General features: G+C 55.3%; 8 protein-coding genes. 5 read left to right on the forward strand and 3 right to left on the reverse strand.

The genetic code is table 11. From position 1 onward, the window contains the following. The first annotated feature begins 211 nt into the window (after nt 1-211). The 5 genes from L6D74_RS06490 to L6D74_RS06515 all read left to right on the forward strand — a co-directional run bounded on the left by L6D74_RS06490 (nt 212) and on the right by L6D74_RS06515 (nt 11,184). Nucleotides 212-2,830: a PD-(D/E)XK nuclease family protein gene (locus tag L6D74_RS06490; protein WP_236188312.1), complete on the forward strand. Its 2,619-nt coding sequence runs from the start codon at nt 212-214 to the stop codon at nt 2,828-2,830. Then, complete coding sequence (locus tag L6D74_RS06495) at nt 2,827-6,003, forward strand: UvrD-helicase domain-containing protein (RefSeq protein ID WP_236188319.1); 3,177 nt, start codon at nt 2,827-2,829, stop codon at nt 6,001-6,003. Before L6D74_RS06490 ends, L6D74_RS06495 begins: the two co-directional genes overlap by 4 nt. A 55-nt stretch (nt 6,004-6,058) precedes the next feature. Continuing rightward, the gene (locus tag L6D74_RS06500) at nt 6,059-7,270 is read left to right on the forward strand and encodes a phospholipase D family protein (RefSeq protein WP_096134206.1); all 1,212 of its coding nucleotides are present in this window, start codon (nt 6,059-6,061) and stop codon (nt 7,268-7,270) included. 339 nt (nt 7,271-7,609) lie between these two features. Continuing rightward, nucleotides 7,610-8,380 (forward strand): hypothetical protein, encoded by a 771-nt coding sequence (locus L6D74_RS06510; protein WP_192874387.1) that lies wholly within the window; start codon nt 7,610-7,612, stop codon nt 8,378-8,380. Further along, the gene (locus tag L6D74_RS06515) at nt 8,377-11,184 is read left to right on the forward strand and encodes a DEAD/DEAH box helicase (RefSeq protein ID WP_096134205.1); all 2,808 of its coding nucleotides are present in this window, start codon (nt 8,377-8,379) and stop codon (nt 11,182-11,184) included. The genes L6D74_RS06510 and L6D74_RS06515 overlap by 4 nt, the downstream gene beginning before the upstream one ends. 796 nt (nt 11,185-11,980) lie before the next feature. Here L6D74_RS06515 and L6D74_RS06520 read toward each other — a convergent pair. The 3 genes from L6D74_RS06520 to L6D74_RS06530 all read right to left on the reverse strand — a co-directional run bounded on the left by L6D74_RS06520 (nt 11,981) and on the right by L6D74_RS06530 (nt 18,130). Beyond that, the gene (locus tag L6D74_RS06520; RefSeq protein WP_236188320.1) at nt 11,981-13,105 is read right to left on the reverse strand and encodes a DUF4062 domain-containing protein; all 1,125 of its coding nucleotides are present in this window, start codon (nt 13,103-13,105) and stop codon (nt 11,981-11,983) included. 117 nt (nt 13,106-13,222) lie between these two features. Further along, on the reverse strand, nt 13,223-16,162 hold the full coding sequence (locus L6D74_RS06525) for a DEAD/DEAH box helicase (RefSeq protein ID WP_236188321.1): 2,940 nt from the start codon (nt 16,160-16,162) through the stop codon (nt 13,223-13,225). Nucleotides 16,163-16,807: 645 nt separating this feature from the next. Continuing rightward, nucleotides 16,808-18,130 (reverse strand): hypothetical protein, encoded by a 1,323-nt coding sequence (locus L6D74_RS06530; protein ID WP_096134201.1) that lies wholly within the window; start codon nt 18,128-18,130, stop codon nt 16,808-16,810. Nucleotides 18,131-18,208 lie beyond the last annotated feature (78 nt).

Below are 18,208 nucleotides of genomic sequence, written 5' to 3' on the forward strand. Positions count from 1 at the left end.
AACGGTAAAGAGCGGAAATTCCGTAGGCGCGGCCCCGTGTCTGCCTTGCTGCGATATCTGACACACAGGCAGTCGTGGTCTGACAGCCGTTCTCATCAATTTTCCGTCGTACGTGAATGGTTGCTTTCGGTTAGTCTTGTCGACTAGGAGCAGGGGAACAAGATGCAATAGGACGCCTGCATTCGATTGCCTTCAGGGAGTCAACTGCAGCATGCACATCACTTTTGGCCTTTTCTTGGACTCCCGTCAGGGTCCGTCCCCGACGAACTTCTTCAACACCCCGATAGTCGGCCGCCTCGGATTTCTGTCCCTGCTGGAGACCTACCTTGGTCTAAGCGCGCCAGAAGCGTCCAAGGCCAGACGCGTGGCCATCTACTCTGGCCTGCTGCGTGTCCATGACAACAACTCGCGCTTCTACAGTGAGTCCCTGAAGGCCGACAGTATCGGTACGGCCGCGCGCCTCCTGGCCTGGCGTGACGAGTGGCGGCTTGGCGGTTGGGACGGCAGCGCGAATCCAGAGCATCCTTCGCGAATCCAGGAGCTTGCTTCCATTGAAAAGGCAGCTCTCGAAACGCTGCCGCCCGGAGAGGCCGAGCGCTTGCACCTGGTGATGCAGGCTCTGAGTGCGTCCGGCCCCGGCCCCATCAAGTCAGTTCACCTGGTTGACCCGCCCGAGGACTTCCCGCTTCTCTGGCGGCAGGTGCTCGAGCGCCTGCCAGCGGTCGAAGTCCGACTTCCCGAGCCACAGGGAGAAGGCCAACTTCGTGCGTTGCAAGAGCAAGCCCTAACCGTTCTGGCTGGAGGCTCCGCGGGCAATCTGACCGTGCAGACCGACGGGAGCGTCTTGCTAGTGCATGCTCTCGCGGCCACGACCGCCGAACACTGGTTGAGCGCACAGCACTCGCACCAGCCCGGTGACCGGCTGATCCTGGCAGAGGAGGCCGGCGACTCGCTAGACGTGTCGCTGTCCGCGACCGGCGGGGTCAACTGCGGGTTCGAACGCCCTAGTCAGCTCCGCCCAGCCCTACAGGCACTAATCCTTGCCTTGGAAATGTGCTGGGAACCAATAGACATGAACCGACTGCTGGATTTCCTGACGCACCCAGTTGGCCCATTCAGCCGTCCTGCGAGAGGCAGGCTCGCTCGTGCTGTCGCCAAGCAGCCTGGAATTGGGAGCGACGCCTGGACGGCGGCTAAGGCCAAGATCGCAGCGGGTAACGATGCCCAGGAAGTAGCAGATGAAATTAACTTCTGGCTGGAGTCAGAGCGCTGGTCACGCACCGATGGAGTGCCGGTCGATGCACTGATTGCTCGCGTCGCCCGGATGAAGGAGGCTATGCGGCTTCGCCTTTCAGGTGAATCCGCTGATGCGGCGAGCTTCACGGCAGCGCATAGCCAATGTGCGGCCGTCCATGAAGCATTGATCGAGCTGGCTCGGCAAGGGTTGGCCACGGTGCTGCCTCGGCAAGTCGAGCAGTTGGTCGCCCACGCCACGCCCGCCGGGGCAACCAACCCCGCTGCGGTTTCCCATGTCGGCTGCATGCGCTCGACCAGCACGGCAGCCGCGTGCATCGAAGCCGCTGATGAAGTGATCTGGTGGATGCCATCTACGCCTGCCCTGCCCTCACCTCTGCCTTGGTCTCCTGCCGAGGTGAATGCTCTGACTCAATTAGGTGTGCAGTTGCGAGACCCGGCGCGTGAGCTTGTATCGTTAGCACTGAAGTGGCTGCGGCCACTACTTGCTGCGAGAAAAAGATTCATCATCGTCTACCCTCCCCCCGGTTCAGAAGTACATCCGATTCGCCAGCTTCTTAAGAAGCTCGTACCGGATATCGAGTCCGCTTCGCTTGACCTGGACATTGCACTCAACTCCACACTTCTCGGGGTAACTGCCGAGGTGCTTGCACGTCAGTCGCTGCCCGCTATTCCACGACACATCCAACTCCCTCATCCCGTGCAGCTCGGCGACGCCTCACAGTCGTTTACTACGCTCAACGAGCTCTTCAATGACGCGGCCCTATTCGTTTTGAAACGAGTGGCGAAGCTAGATCCTACTTCAGTCCTGGGGGTGGATGAGGGCAACCGCCTGCTGGGCATCCTCGCTCATCGGGTGCTCGAGAAACTCTTCGCGCACAACGATGCCCTGAGTTGGTCAAACGCCGATGCCGTTGCCTGGTTCCGCGCCGAAGCCGACTCGCTCTTGCTGACTGAAGGCGCTGTACTACTCATGCAGGGCGCGGGGGTAACGCAGCAACACTTCCGGAAGGTTTGCGAACGAGCCATAGGTAGTCTCCTCGATCACCTCAGGCTCGCAGGTGCCATTCAGGTTCAGACTGAGGTGGAGTTCAGAGGAACCTTGGGAGCAGTTCCGCTGATCGGCAAAATTGATCTCTTGGTCACGCTTGGTGACAAGCGAACTGTCGCCGTGGACATAAAGTGGAGAGGCGATACCTACTACGCCGGGCTGCTTCGCTCTGGTGAGCACCTACAGTTGGCGCTCTATTCCAGCCTCATAGAGCAAACAAGCGGTGTCGCACCCGCCGCGCTTGGCTATTTCATCCTGGAAAGCGGGGGACTGTACATCACCGCTGCCGACATTTTCCCAAAAGCGCAAGTCAGAAGACCGCCCGACGGCGTAACCGTCTCCAACCTACTAGACCGTACCCGCACCACGTGGGAGTGGCGCAAGCAGCAGTTGGATGCGGGGACCATCGAAGTCGTTCCGGAAGATCCGAGTGACGAGTTCCAAGGCCCTGAGGGGACCCTTCCGGTCAACGGTCCAAACAAATGGGACCGAGATCACCTTATCTTGCTGGGAGGCTGGAAATGATGAACAACATCGAATTCATCAGTGCAGGCGCCGGCAGTGGCAAGACCTACAAGCTGACCGAAACACTCGCTCAAGCTCTCGAATCGGGCACAGCGCGCCCTCACGCCATATTGGCCACGACCTTCACCGTGAAGGCCGCTACCGAACTGCGCGAACGTGCCCGCTCCTGGCTGCTTGAAAATGGACGTATCGACCTGGCCACAGCTATCGGCCAGGCCCGCTTGGGCACCGTCAATAGCGTTTGCGGCCAGATGCTCAAGCGGTTCTGCTTTGAGCTGGGCCTGTCTCCCGACCAGACTGTCCTGGGCGAAGGTCAATCCAAGAGACTGCTCAAAGCTACACTTGCCGAGTCGATGGAAGCCGACGCTCAAACGGAGCTTGTTCGGCTCACAGAGCGGTTCGGCATCGAGCAGGCGGACTGGTCCAAGACTGTTGAGGCTGTCGTTAAGGCCGCACTCGACAACGATATTGGACCGGAGGAGCTTCGAGTGATGGGTTCCCAGAACGCGGACGCGATGCTCACGAATTGGCCTGCTCCGGCTACGGGGCTGGACCCAACCGAAGCATTGGCGACTGCGCTGGCCGAAGCACACAAGGGGGTAGCGGCATACGTAGAACAGCAGCAAGCTGTCGATGCCAAAGTTGCAGACAACCTATTAAAAGGCCTAGAGGGACTCCAGAAGCTAGATCGACTCTTCCGTGAAGGCCGCTGGTGCTGGCCCGACTGGATCGGCGCAGCCGGATTTGACGCTGGCGCCAAGGTCAGAGATATCGTGGCGCCAGTCAAATCCGCTGCGCAGGTCCACGAGTCTCACCCGGCCTTTCATGCCGAAGTCCGCCAGTACCTTGACCAGATATTCAACCTCGCCGCCGACGTTCTCAATGCCTACGAGCAGGCTAAGAAGGCGCTGGGTGCCGTCGACTTCAGCGACCAAGAGGTGTTGCTGCTACGTGCGTTGAGAACAAAGCCATCTGTCCGGGAAGTCTTGGCGGCAGAACTGGATCTCATCATGGTTGATGAGTTCCAGGACACCAGCCCTCTCCAGCTAGCGCTTTTCATCGAGCTGGCCAAGCTGGCTAAGAAGTCGGTGTGGGTCGGCGACCCCAAGCAGGCTATCTATGGCTTTCGCGGAACTGACGCAAGCCTCATTTCCGGCGTTCTCAACGCCATCAAGGGCTGGGGCGGAATCGTAGGGAAGGCCCTGGACACCTCCAGGCGCTCCAACGAAAGCCTGGTCTCGCTCACTAATGGTCTATTCATCTCTGCGTTCGAGCCTGAGCTGACGCCCGAACAGGTTCGGTTGCAGCCACTGCGCAAGGACATTCCGGACCAGCCCGCGCTGTTGAACTGGAACTTCGAGAGCAGCCGAAACGACTCGGATTACCTATGTCTTGGCCAGGCCATCCGCGAGCTGCTGGAGTCCGGGGTCAAGGTCGAAGACAAGGACACCGAGGAGCTCCGTCCGATTCAGGCCGGCGATATCGGAGTGCTTTGTCGCTACAACGACCAGGTCGAATATTCCGTTACGTCGCTCACCCGCTGGGGCATCCCGTCAGCCAGCCCACGCTCCGGTTTATTGGGAACTGCCGAAGCCATCTATGTCATGGCCTGTGTGAGGCGCATGAACGACCCAACCGACACCGTCGCCACGGCGCTGGTACTAACCCTGGCCGATGGCACTCCGATCGAGACCTGGCTAGCAGACAGGCTGCAATACCTAGCCACCGATGGGGTGAGGTCACACGAGTGGCTGACGAAGGGTGAGAGCGCCCATCCGCTACTGGCCCGATTGGAAGAGCTGCGTCCAACGCTAATGGCTTTGACGCCACAGGAAGTACTGCGACTTGCTGCTGCCGAGTCCCAAGTAGTGCGGCGGGTCGGCGAATGGTCCACCTCCCCTCACGAGAGCCGCAATAGGCTGTCCAATGTCGAGGCACTGGTCGAGCTCGGAAAGACTTTCGAGGACGAGTGTGTCGCCGCGAAGCGACCGGCGACCGTCAGCGGCATGCTTCGTTGGCTAGACGAACTCGCCAGCGCAGAGGACGATAACCGGGCCATTTCAGAAGACAACTCGGTCTCAGTCCTCACCTATCACGGGGCCAAGGGGCTGGAGTGGCCAATCGTTGTGCTGACAAGCCTCGATGCGACAGCACGCAGTTCACTTTGGGGCGTGCGCGCGAGGACAGTTGGGGGCTTCGATCCGCAGCAGCCGCTCGCCAACCGCTTTGTACACTGCTGGCTGAAGACCTGGGGCAAGCGGTCCCAGCCCCAAGCCGCACTCAATGCCGAAGCCAGCGTAACTGGCCAAGCCATGCAGGCAGAGGCCTTGGCGGAGAACAAGCGTCTGCTATATGTGGGCCTGACCCGCGCACGTGACATGAACGTCGCACTATCTTTCGTACGCAGGTCAGGGCCGGGCCGCGCCTGGGTCGGCGAGATTAAAGGTGCAGCCGAGCTGTTGTTCGGTGACTCAGAAATAATAACGACTTCCGAAGGCAAGCAGCTTTCCAGGCTATCTAAGTCCTGGAACAAGGATGAGTGCTCAACGGAACCACCTGCCAAAGCCTCCGAGGCTTGCCACTGGTTTGCAACTCGTCCGCGCGTGCAGGCCGAACCTTTGTGGCACCGACCGAGTTCTGCTTCGGGCGGTGCATTCACGGTTGTCGAGACCGACGCCGTCGGAGTTCGGCTAAGCCTGGCAGGCAAGCCCGACATGGCATCGCTGGGCACGGCGCTTCACCTGTGTATCGCACGCGCCGGCGTGCTTGGCGGTATTTCTCCCCCTGACGTCGAGGGCATTCTGAAGACCTGGGCCGTGGCTGGTTCTGTAGATAAGGATGCCGTGTGCACTCAGACCTCAGCGTTCCAAGCTTGGATAGCCAAGCGCTGGCCCGACTGTCCCGTTTACGTCGAGGTACCCATCGAAGCAGATGGCCCGAACGGCACTCGTATCAGGGGCCGCATCGATTTGCTGGTGGAGTTGCCAGACGGCTGGATTCTCCTGGACCACAAGTCGAACCCCGGAGGCTCAGCCAGAGACGAGGACCTGGTGGCCGAGCACGGCCCCCAGCTCGAGTCCTACGGTCATGCCCTTCTCAACGCAACCGGCAAGCCCGTGAGCGAGCGATGGCTCTACATGCCGGTCGCTGCACGAGCAGTCCGCCTCTCCTGACGTTTCCCAGAAGCGCACCAGACTTAGTTCAATAGAAGCACGAGGAAAAGCAGAGATGGATGTGAAGTTCCTGTCGGCTTCGCGGACGCAGTCGACACTCATAGCGCTGGTTGAGAACTGCGAGTCGATGCAATGGGCAGTAGCCTGGGCTACCGAGAACGCGGTCTTCGAGGCAGCGATGAAAGACAGCTCGAAGTTCGAGCACTTCGTTGTCGGCACTCATATGTTCCAGACGCAACCCGAGGTGCTTGAGCGGGCTGCAGCACTAGCGGCCGCAGCCGTCGTTCCTCCTACGGGCGATCTGTTCCACCCGAAGGTCTACCTGTTTCGTAACGGGCAACGCATACGCTGCGTGGTCGGGAGCCCGAATCTCACGAAGGCGGCGATGAGCCGAAACGTCGAGGCGAGCGTGCTGCTTGATGGCTCGCTCGACGATGCAGCGCTAGTAGACCTCAGTCGCTTCGTCGCAGAAGCGTGGAAAGGGGCGGAGGACATCTCTCACGAGTTCCTCTTTCGGTACCGTCACCAGTACGCAGCTAAGACGGCTGCGCGACAGGAACTGATCAAGTTCGCTGACGTTCGGCCACCTTCTAAGCCGAATACCAAGCGAGCGCCACATGACATGAGCTGGGCGGACTACCTCGTGCAGGTCCGAAGCTCATCACACCCGTCTGCGCACCTGTTTAAGGAGCGCTTGGGCGTTCTGACAAAGGCTCGCGCCCTTTTCGCGACTGGCATACCCTACGCGAAGTGGAACAAGGACGACCGCAAGCTGGTCGCCGGCACTCTCGGGCGCAAGAAGTCTCAGCAGCCAGGCGTGGACTACGGGCTTTTCGGGAGCATGGGCGCAAGTGGGACGTTCGCGAACCTGGTCATCGAAGCGCCCACAGGTCTCTCCCACGCCCTCGATTTCATCCCGTTGATGGGCGCGGTCACGCAGGACGACTACGACCGCTACTGCAAAGCGTTCAGAGCAGCCTTCGATCAGGACGGGCGAGTCGGCGGACTACCGACCGCGACTAGGCTCTTGGCGATGAAGCGGCCTGACGCATTCGTGTGCATCGATTCGGCCAACCGAAAGGACTTGTGCGAAAACTTCGGTGTCAGCCCGAGCACAACGAACCTGGAGAACTACTGGCAGCGCATCATTGAGCCGATGCACGGTGATCCGTGGTGGAGACATCCGCAGCCGAGCAATGCGGCTGACGCCGAAATCTGGTTGGGACGCGCAGCGCTTCTGGACGCAATCTACTACACGCCCCGTTGAGCATACAGCTCTTCGACTTCCTGCGGACGCTGTGGGCGGTTCAACTGCTGCTCGGCCATACGAAGCTGAAGAGCACCGTTCGATATCTGGGAATTGAGGTCGATGACGCCCTGGAGATGGCGGAACAGACTGAGGTTTGACTATAAATAGGTCTAGCGACGGTCGAAACCAAGCTGTCGCGAACCGACCCAAAGCAGCCATCGGTCCCAATCGTGGTCTGGCGTCACAGAAGGCCAGTCATCTGGAATACCTAACCACACCCTCTGGCGGTCGCGCTATGATGGCAAAATGGAGGCCTTGCTCACGCAGCAATGGCTAAGCATTTAAACAGGAAGTCTGATGCCGATGGCCTTTACCCGCGTGCAAAAAAAATCGTCGAGTGGTTACCAAATTCAGTTTGTTCGAGGTAACCCTGACTGCGCAGCTTTTTATGAATGGATACATGGCCAACTGACAGAAGTGACTAAAGCGTGGCCGCCAAAAATCACGAAGCTCGAGACTGGTAGGAAAGGTAATCTCGGAGAGTTCCTGTCTTTCAAAGTAGCGCGTGAAAGTGGCCTTTACGGAAAGAAAAACGGGTACACCGTAGCGCTTGTGGGGGCTTTGACACCACTACAAGACGGGGCTCCACCAGGGCTGGATGTCACGATTGTTCACCTCGATCCAGCAGGAAATGAGAGTAAGGATTGCCTCTACATCATGGAGATTAAGACTACCGGGTCGATGAAATTGACCTACGCCACCGCGTTAATCGACGACTACGAAAAGCTCCTCGGAAAAACAACTGTAGCCGGGTCACTTGGTCAAAGGCTGAACTGGCTTGTAGGCTATCTGAAAGAGGTACATGAGTTTGATGTTCTGGCGCTTGAGAGAGTCGGTAGGCTTTTCATGCCTGATCCCAAGGACTGTGATCGCATCAAGCTGGTGCCTACTCTCGTGCATGACCGACTTGCAGGAGATGTGGCTGCATCCGAGGCATTGGGGGATGTAGCCATTAAGATCCAAAAGCAGGGTTGGGGTTTAAAAACCATTGAGCCGTGGAGCATCGCGATTAATGGCCTTACGAAATGCTTCATACATCTCTCAAACAATGAAAGTAGCATGCCATGAGCAATCTCCCCGCATCGGTAACGTTTCTGGAGAGCGCAGCATCATCCGCAGCTAAAGCAAGGGGGGCTAAGCCAGCTCTGCCCACTACGGACCCACATGACGTGGCGACTGCGTTGAAATGCATAACCGCGTTCCAAGTGCGTGTAGACCTCGATGCACTAGAATCATTAGATGATGAAACCACCGCTCGACCTCTGACCGCTGCGGCCCGTATTTTACAATCGACTGCCCAACATCTTCGGCGCATGAACGATCCTCCGGCTGACGCGGACCTTGATGATCTGTCGTTTCATGCCGCACTTGCTTATGCCATGTATGGCAACTTCCCCAGCGCCCGCGCTGCGTTGACGGACGTATCAACAGGCTTTCTGAGAAGAAGTGTTGTTTTTCGGATGGTCGCAGCTTTTTGTAATCCCGCCAGTAGGACACTTCGCTTCGTGGGGAGGGGGCGTTTTGAAGCGTTTCGATATGCTTGGTTCAGGGCGCTCCGTAGTCGCAGTAAAAGTCGTCGCGTGAAATGGTTTGAAGCTGCACTCAGGCGTTTTTCAAAAGCTGCGATGCAAGGCAGCATGGCCGAAGGGGCGCTCTTAATGGGTGGACGCGTGGCAGCTCATCAAGCGATGCGGTTAGCAACGATCAATCTATTGGAAGATGCTCCCGAAATTCCAGACTGGTTTGTCCGAAACTCTATAAAATCTGGCACCGTAACCCTGCTGCCCCCGCAACATGTGCTTTTGGTAAAGAGACGGATTGCCAACCATCGGCAAAATACCCTGTTAACGCTGCCGACAAGCACAGGGAAGACGTTCGTTGCTGAAGCTTGTATGGCTGCAAATTTTGAAGATAGTGGGCTCTGTGTGTATGTTGCTCCCTACGTTGCTGTCGGCGAGCAGGTGAAGGACTCGCTTCAAAATAGGCTTGGGGACAATGTTCCTTTCGTATCGATGTTTGGCGGCTTTCGATCAGATAAACTGAAAGGTGCCTGCGGGAGTGAGGCTGTCGTTGCTACTCCTGAACGATTTGATGGTTGGTTGCGCCTAGGTAAAGATATCGAGCGATTACGTACGGTCATTTTTGACGAAATCCATATACTTGAGAACGGGGTTCGAGGTGCTCGGGTTGAAGGACTCATTTCGCGATTACTGCTGCTGCAACAAAGCTATCCAAAGATCCGCATTATTGGGCTCTCTGCAGTCTTAACTGAGCCAATGAAGATGTGCAGCTGGCTTAGGGTAAAGCAGCGTGACTTACATCAAATTGCGTGGAGGCCAACGGCACGGCGGCTGGCTATGTGCCTGGCAAATGGGGATATGTACTGGATTCATGGTTACGATGCGCTGCGTCCATCCGATGAAGACCCCACTTACGAACTCTCTAAACCGATAAAAATAAAACTACCTGGAGCTATTCAGCCTGCGAGATTCCCCAATGCAAACGAAAAAAGCGCTGCAGCAAATCTTGGATCAATCGCGAAAGACCTTTTAATCCGCCTAGGCTCGCCAGGGCTAATAGTATGCGCACGAAAAATAGACACGAGATTGCTTGCATATCAGCTAGCTGCAGACCGGAACCCCATTGAGGACGTTGAGGTTTCAAAAATTGCAGATAGCATCGTACTGAATTACCCCTACCTTATTCATCTCGCAGATTGCTTGCGTCATGGTGTTGCTTACCATAATGCTTCTCTTCCTTTTGATGTGCGACGCAAGGTAGAAATGTTAGTCCGCGCGCGTCTTCTATCAGTTGTTTGCGCCACAACTACGCTCGCCGAGGGTGCTGATCTCCCTTTTCGCTGGACAATCGTAGGTCATTGGCTCAGCAGCATGCGTGAGGATGGCACTGCTATGAAGTCAATGACCTTTCGCAATATCGCCGGCCGATGTGGAAGAGCTGGAGCGTTTGCTGAAGGCGACACAATTCTTTTTGAAAACCTGATGGGGCCTCCCTCTTTAAGGCCAGGTCAAAGGAACACTAGGCGGATGGAGGAAGTGATGTTTTCTTCCAATCCTATCGAATCAACGCTGGGTGGCGAGTGGGATAAACTGCCTATCCAAGGGAAACAAATGCTTGAGGCAACGCTCAGTTCACAGCTGCTCGCATGCATAAGTGAAAACCCGGAGGCGGATGATATTGTTTCGGATCTCGCCGAGTCCACATACGCTGGACATACCGACGGTGGGGATAACGTGCGTCGGATCCTTTCTGAGGCTGTCGATCAGATTCTTGATAATCAACAGGCTGGTGGTGCTATGGCTGTGAAGAACAGCCCTATCAGGCTTACGGAGTTTGGAAAAGCAGCCAACCTTAGCGGGTTTTCGCCTGATACTTGTCGACTGATGGTAGAGTACTTGGAGCAACTAAAGCCTGGTGTGGGTGCAGCACTTTATAGCGATTTATTGCGAGAATTTCATAATATACCCGAGCAATCTAACGAGGTGTTAAAAAAGATTTACTCCGGTGTTAAGCATCGCAATGTCGTCACGGAGGATAATGTAGAGGACATGCTCGGTAACTTACTCTCGAATATGGACTTGCGGCAGGTATTTGAAAGTCTGCGCAAAAAGACCTCTAAAGCTAGCCCAGAATCTGTTGAGACATATTTTGAGGACTTTGTTTCGTTTATTAATAGTGTTTTGGGTAGCTTTCTTCCGTGGCTTCTGAGAGGGCTCGAAAAGCTCTCGGTGTTTGGAAGCGAAGAGGCGGCTGGGATGATCTGGACCCAAATGGCCAGAGAGATTGAAAATGTCTTGCGATCAAGAGGAGATGAGATTGAGTTTGATGACCCATTCTTGCCGGTTGAGTGACGTTGCATCATCTAGTGGGCATTTCTGAATGCGCAGCGCGCAGGAGAGATGTTATCCACCATCATTATCCCACTTGGACCTGGAGGCGATGCCGCAGTTGATCAGTGGCTTTGCCCAGGGTCATACCGGTGGCCTAGCGGCTAACGCCTCGCAGTCGATCGCCAGTATGTAGCTCCTCAGCTTTATTGGACCGTATTTGTACCCAGCACTCCGTCACCGAAGCCTGCATTGGATGAGATAGTGGTCCACTTCGGCCCAGCGTGCCGAATGTCTTCGCTGCTTCGCCGCGCCTACGACATTCACCTTGACGGTTTGATGCAATATGACAGTCATTGGTGACTACCCGTATGAATGGGCTCAGCGAATGCTCAGCCTCTAGGCGCATCTATCCGAATGTCTGCTCTTGGCCGATTGTTTTGAAAAAGTCGCTCCGCTCACACTGCCCGGATATTGACCGGGGAAAATGCAACTTTTGCACGTTGCTACGTGAAATCTGAGTCCGGAAGCCTCAGCCAAAAGTAAGGATTTCAATCTCAGACGCGTACTTTTCTGCCGTGGGAACCAAGGCCGACTTTTTCAACAGAATCGGCCGTCTGCTGCCTGTCGCCACGGCAGCTTTTGGCAAATGCCCGGTATGATGTTGGCGCTAACGACGAATTAACCCACTGGCCGGTGCCACGCTGACCCAACACCAATCGGCAAAAATCCAACATTGGTAATGGTTCACAAGGTAGGAGCCTGGGTCAGTGAAATGTCGGTAACTGGGTCAATCTTGCGCTGGCAATAACAATCCCTGTTATCTCCCTTCAAGTTCGGCGGCAATAACTTTGACAATCTTGGCGCGTGAAGCGGCTCTCTTGGCCAGAATTTTCGCTTCACCTGTTTGATCCAACCATTCCCTAAAACGCTGGAGCGCATGGCGCGTTTGCGACGCATCGCGACAGTTGGCCAGGAAGGCAAACTGTACTTTCTGTACATCATCAGCGACAAAAATACCGAAGGAACCGCTGACAACCGTAGCATCAGGAAAGCCTAACAACGCAGTGGCCTGAGTCTCCGTCGCTCCACGGTGACAGGCGATCAAATGCAACGGTCCTTCTGCACCTTTCAATAGATCAGCATGCTCATGGTCACGCAGAAAAGGCTTACCCACCAACTCACGCGCAGCAGCGACCGTGAATGCAGCCGGGATTGCATGGACAAGCACAGCGATATTCACTCCTGCAATTGGAACAAAGGCGAACGCTTCGCTAGCAGGGACTTTGCCACCATTGAGCGCCTGCAGTAACACCGTTTCCATCGCTCGTTTGCGCTGACGAAAGTCCATCCGTGTCCAATCGAGCGCCTGGCCCATATCGAATCGACTCGAAGCTGCAGCGGTTACTCCACGCTGGGTCAGAACAACCAACGCATCCAGAAGCGCTTCCTGAACACGGGTACGTAACTGCTCAGCGGTTGAGACCATTCCCCCCCTGAAGGGTGTCTGTTGTGCAATAAAAGCCTGGAAGCGCTGATTACGTGCAGCCTCAGCTACCCGGCCATCGCATGCCGGGATATTTGGCATAGCGATGAAGCGCACCTTCCCTCGAGCGGTGGCGAGTCCCTCCATATACTCCGCGTGGCAGATACCGATGTCGCCGTCACTACTAGCCCAACCGGCATTGCCATTGGACAGCACCAGCAGCACATCGCAATCCCTGACCGCCTGCAAACAGGCATCCCAACTATCTTGCATGCCATCCGCGGGAGGTGCATCTTCGTTAATCCAGACTTCAAACACCTGCTTGCCAAACAGCTTCGTGCCTTCTATCTCCCGCTTGAGTTGCTCTCGGATATTGCTGAGCGTTTGATCGCTGTCCGCGGGAAAGTGGTCGTTACAACGACTTGACAACATTACTTTGATTCTCTTTGACTGGGCCATCCCTGCTCCTGCCCCAATTCCGAGGCCTCAAAATTCTTATCGATGAATACCTTCCCGCCTTATCTCCAAACTCACCCGGCCAAGAAGCCGGAGGCAACGTGATGCCCCACCTTTCTGTTATGCACTGGTTACGACCCGGACATCTGAACCAGATACATTCTTAATGTAGGAATAACTGGTGCCGAGGACAGCAAGCTGATCAACGGAGATTTTCGCTGCTGAAATGGCAGGCTGTACGATCACAAATCTGAAAATCATCTCGTGGTCGTGGCACTTGTTGCGAAGCAGCTCCAAATCCATTGGGTCACCCTTGAGGATTCTGTCGAATCCTCTCGGCAGCGATTGCTGGTACCGACCCATCAATCGATTGAAGAATTTTTCCTCGGTGTGCAGCCACTTCACCGATCGTGAGGCCTGGCCGCAGACCTCGTAGACATCGTTCACACGAGCGCCAGGTCGAGCCTCGCCATCTTTTTGGGGGCAATACTTGCAATGGTAAAGGTCAACAAAGATTGCGTCCTTGCTCTCTTTGATTGCTACCAAATCCGCAATCTCACCTGAGCCATCATCGTTGAAAATGAATGCATAGTCGTCCTCGATTCGGCTGTAGGTGAACCCTTGGACGGTGTCCATGTTACGAGCTGCTCTCATGGATTCGCTGTGGATCTGAGTGGTCCCCCAGTCCCAAGCTTCAATCAGCGCTATCGGAAGCTTCAAGTCCAAACTATTGGGTGTGTAAAACCGATAATTGCCCTCGACCATCGAACCGTCCACTGCTAGCAGGACCAAGGGGTTCGCATCCAGGTACTGCTCTAACGAGCTCTCTTCAGCGAAAATGATCTTCACCCCAGGGCAGGAGACTTTGTAGCTGTCGTTCAGTAACCGTATCGCGATGTCAGGAAGCTGACACTCCGTGCCATCTGCTGCTATGGCGATGACGGGCACTTCTAGTGTCAGATCGTCAGTTCTCCGAGGCTTGCCAAGCTCGACATCAAGCAGGTTGAAGATCTCACCATTGAACGCCAGCGAGATTTTCTGCTCGTTTTCGATCGCAATGGACTCAGGCCAATCAGCATAGAAGAGTCCAGTTGGCCAAGCTCCCTCAATCTTCTCCGAGCGAATCACATCCTTGAGCACTTCAGAAGGATTGATCGTGGCATTGTTGAGTTTCTGTGAGGCGCGCTTGCACCACTCAATCCAGTAAATGATGCTGGAAGAGTTCATCTCCCAGATCTTCCCTTTGTGAGAGCAGCCAACGGTGGTGCGCTGTCCATCTTCATAGCCCGTTGCGAAGATGTTGGACTTTTTCGCCGTGCCGTTCTCGATTTCACTGATGACGGTATTGATGTCCCGCCCGACGTGCATCGTGAACCTCAGATCCTTGCGTGTCCTGGACAGCCCGACGTTCTGCAACTTCATGAGCTTGATGTCGTGCAGGGTTCGGAAGGTAGGCTCGCCGTTGATTCGCCTGGCATCCTTTGCAATCAAATTCAAAAAACGCGTCGCTTGCGACTCATCACCAGAGGAGTGAATGAAGAGCGTCTCGTCGGGCGCGTGGTAGTACGCCAGGTACAGAATCCAGTTCGTATCCACAATCGCCGAGGTCTGAGCCCATCCGACGGGTGTTTCTCGCCGGGTCACCATGATGATGGTGTCTGAATCGTCGTTGATAGAAAGGAACTGCAGCGGTTCTTTTTTCTGGGAGAAGTGATTCGCTTTCTCTGGCCGCCAATGACCGCGCTCCACATGGTAGGCGATCGCACTGATCTTGGGGTTTGGGTTCAACCCGAAGATCTCCTCGGAGTCGGCATCATCCGGGAACTGTTCAGTGAATGTCTCTTTTTCTATTTCGCGGGCGATCTTGTCTTGGCTCACATCTCGAATCACGGCGCTCCAGTCGGCACTTTCCTTGTAAAGCACTGCCATCTGGTAATCGACTTTCTGGTTGGCAATGTTTGAGACGAATTTGGCATCGCCGAGCGTGTCATCAACCCGGGTAAGCCGACCGATGAACTGTAGCGTGACGGCCGGACTGCGATGCTGGTCGTGAATAGCCGCGATTTTCAGCTCTGGCAGGTCGAAGCCTTCGCCCAGCATGTCCACGCATACGATGATCTTGTATTTCTTCTCGACAATTTCACCCAGCAGCTTGACCCGATTCGGCACCTTGCTGTGGATGAGAATGGGTGAGAGGTCTTCATGCTTTTTGTAGAGCTCAAACAGGGCTTCAGCACGTTTTTGCGATCGTGCGCGTACCATCAGTAGGTGGTTAAAGCCTTGCTCTCGATCACCTCGCAACAACTCTACCGCCTTATCAGCAACCACTTGGTCAGCCAACTCAAGGTTGTATTCGCGCACTGGGTGAAATTCGATCGACTTGAAGTAGCCATCGATCTGCGCATCCTTCAACGGGTAGTTGTAGATAATCTTGCCTTCGAGGGGCTGATTGTCCTCCCTGAAAGGCGTAGCAGTGAACTGCAGGCATGGCTTCTCTTTAAACGCGGTTTTCACCCGCCCCCATGTCATGGCAGCCACATGATGGGTTTCGTCGATGATCAGGTGGCTGCAGAGCTCAGCCAAGGCTTGGAGCGACTCTGTGTCGAATCGCTGCAATGCTTGCGGAGTAGCGACAATTACATTCGCCTCGGCAAACTGTTGGACATTTTCAGCCGACACTCCTGAGCCGATCGCCCTAACCACAGGGTTAAGTGCTGTGGCAGAAACAGCACCGATCTCCCGAAGTTTTTTCAGCCCGAGGCATTTTTCGACAAGCTGGGAACGCAAGGCATCTGACGGGACGAGCACCAATGTCCTTGCCAACCGCCCTGCGATAAGCAGACCAAGCATGGTATCGGTCTTGCCGGTACCCGTTGGCATCACGATCGTTGCCGTCGTGGCCGGAGACATTACCAGGTGGCCCAGTGAAGCGTATAGGGCGGCAAGCTGAGGCTTACGCAAGCCCGGCGTATTCGTATCCCGGACTGCCAGGTTGAAGTTGAAGAGGTGTTGCTGCCAGCTTTGATATACGTCTAAGTACTTCCCTGTAGCATCGACCATTGCGTTCACCAAATTGAATGTGAAAATCAGCGCTGATTATTCAATGGCCACATGCTATCAGTGAACATCAGTTCAGGTGTACCCTGAAAATTTGCGGTCATACCCACCACTCTCTCTGCCTTCACCAACCGACGATCGATGCGAAACACGCAAATCTGAGATGGAGGTAAAATGCCCCCCCAATCCACCCTGGTCTCCGTCAGAAAACGTCATTCGCGATAGCTCAATCACGTCATTCATGTCAGCGACGCGTCGGTTTCCATTGCAATAGCTGCAGGTCCCTCTCACCGAATTATCCTTGATGAAAGCTTTGAGGCCGTCATCTTCGACGCAGCGTAAGCACACAAAACTGTCCTCGACTCGCGAGAAACCTCGCTCCATGTCCTCTTCCATCATTCTCTTGACTCCGCCCATAGCACCGCCTCAAATGCATGCTCAAACATCTCAAAAGTACTGGATTGCGAACGGAGAAAGCCTGCCCCATCTCCACGACTGACGAGTGAGACACGCACCTCCAACTCACCGAAGATGATCTTCCAGCGCCACGGTGCTCGTGCGGCGGGCGCTCGAGGAGCCTACGAAGGCAATACCGTGCGTGACCGCCTGCAAGAGATCGAGAAAACCAAAGCGCAATGAGGGCGAGGTTCAATCGTGACGATCAAGCCTGGCTTTGAGCGACTCGAGCATGCGCGCTCTCTTTTCTGAATCTTCCAGCAGACGCTGGCGTGCAGCGGGCAAGGTACGCAGAAACTCCTTACCACGCGCCTTGATCTGCGAAGCGACATCATCATCGCCAAACAAAACCGAATGATATTCGAGCTTGCTCACAAAGCGCTGGGTTTCCTTGGACTCGACATCCGTTTGTGTGAGTTGCTTATCCAGTTGGCTCCAGAACTCATCCGTGTTGATCCACTGGCCCAACGCCCTGCATTCGGACTCGAGCCGGGCGTGATGCTGTTCGATTCCCATGGTGAAGATCTTTTTGACCTTCTTTATTGTCGGCTGCCGCAACACATCCAGAAGACCATTCAGCGGAAGATCACTTCGCTTGGCAAGCACCAGAAGCAGGTCAAGATCAAGCATGAAGCTCACTGCGACCTCCCGATAGCTGGCGTACAGATCCCGACCATGGGCAATGCGATTGCGACGAATTGGCATGATGAAGAGGAGGTACTCCATGCCGATTAGATCGGTGTGCTTCTGAATCGTCTTGAGCAGTTGATTGAGAGCAGCTCTCTCACTCATCGACTCCTTCAAGCCAAGCGTCTGGCAGATGCCGTGAATGGTCCCCTCGATAAACGGCGGCAGGATGAACGACAACGAAATGTAATCACGTTCCTTGAAGCGCTCGACGATGTGCTCTACGAGATCGCCCTTGCCAGCAACATGAATGTCGTTACGGCCAGCCTCCAAGAACCTCGGAATGATGCTGTCCTCGATGTACCAATCGGCTACCTGGTAGTAGTCATCGCTCACCTCCCGGTCCTTGTAGTACGCCCGGATTTGGTCGATGTTTTCGTAGTACGTAGGTACAGGTAGCGACAGGAAGCGAAAATCCATTTCCTCCAGGAGATCGGGATCGAAGTTTCGGGTTTTCCGATTACGGAACCGATAGCTATAGGTGAGGGCATCATCGAGACTCGGCGGCCTCAAGCCCATGAGTGACCCGAGGCCAAACATCTTCTCTCCCTCAGGTCTCCATTGAATCGCGAGACTGAGCGAAGCGTTCTCGAGTTGAACCTTGATGTACTCGTCAATTTCGGCCGCCGCAGCCTCGTTCTTCTGGAGAAAGTACTCCAACGCACGTTTGCGATATCGCTGCTCTTGAGTACGACTATCGTCGTCCTCAGGAACAGCCGGAGCGTCGAGCTCGGCCTTTATCCGTCCAATCTGCTCGTTGATAGAGCTACGATCCTTCTCTATTTCTACGAGCAGTTTTGCTTTTACTTCGGCGGCTTCCTCGTGCATTTCAATGTCCTTGTGTAACGCCTTTTGAACGGCCGCCCACGAGTCGCCATGGCAGCCTTGGGGCTGAGTAGTATAAGG

This window comes from Pseudomonas pharyngis, assembly GCF_021602345.1.
Taxonomy (GTDB): domain Bacteria; phylum Pseudomonadota; class Gammaproteobacteria; order Pseudomonadales; family Pseudomonadaceae; genus Aquipseudomonas; species Aquipseudomonas pharyngis.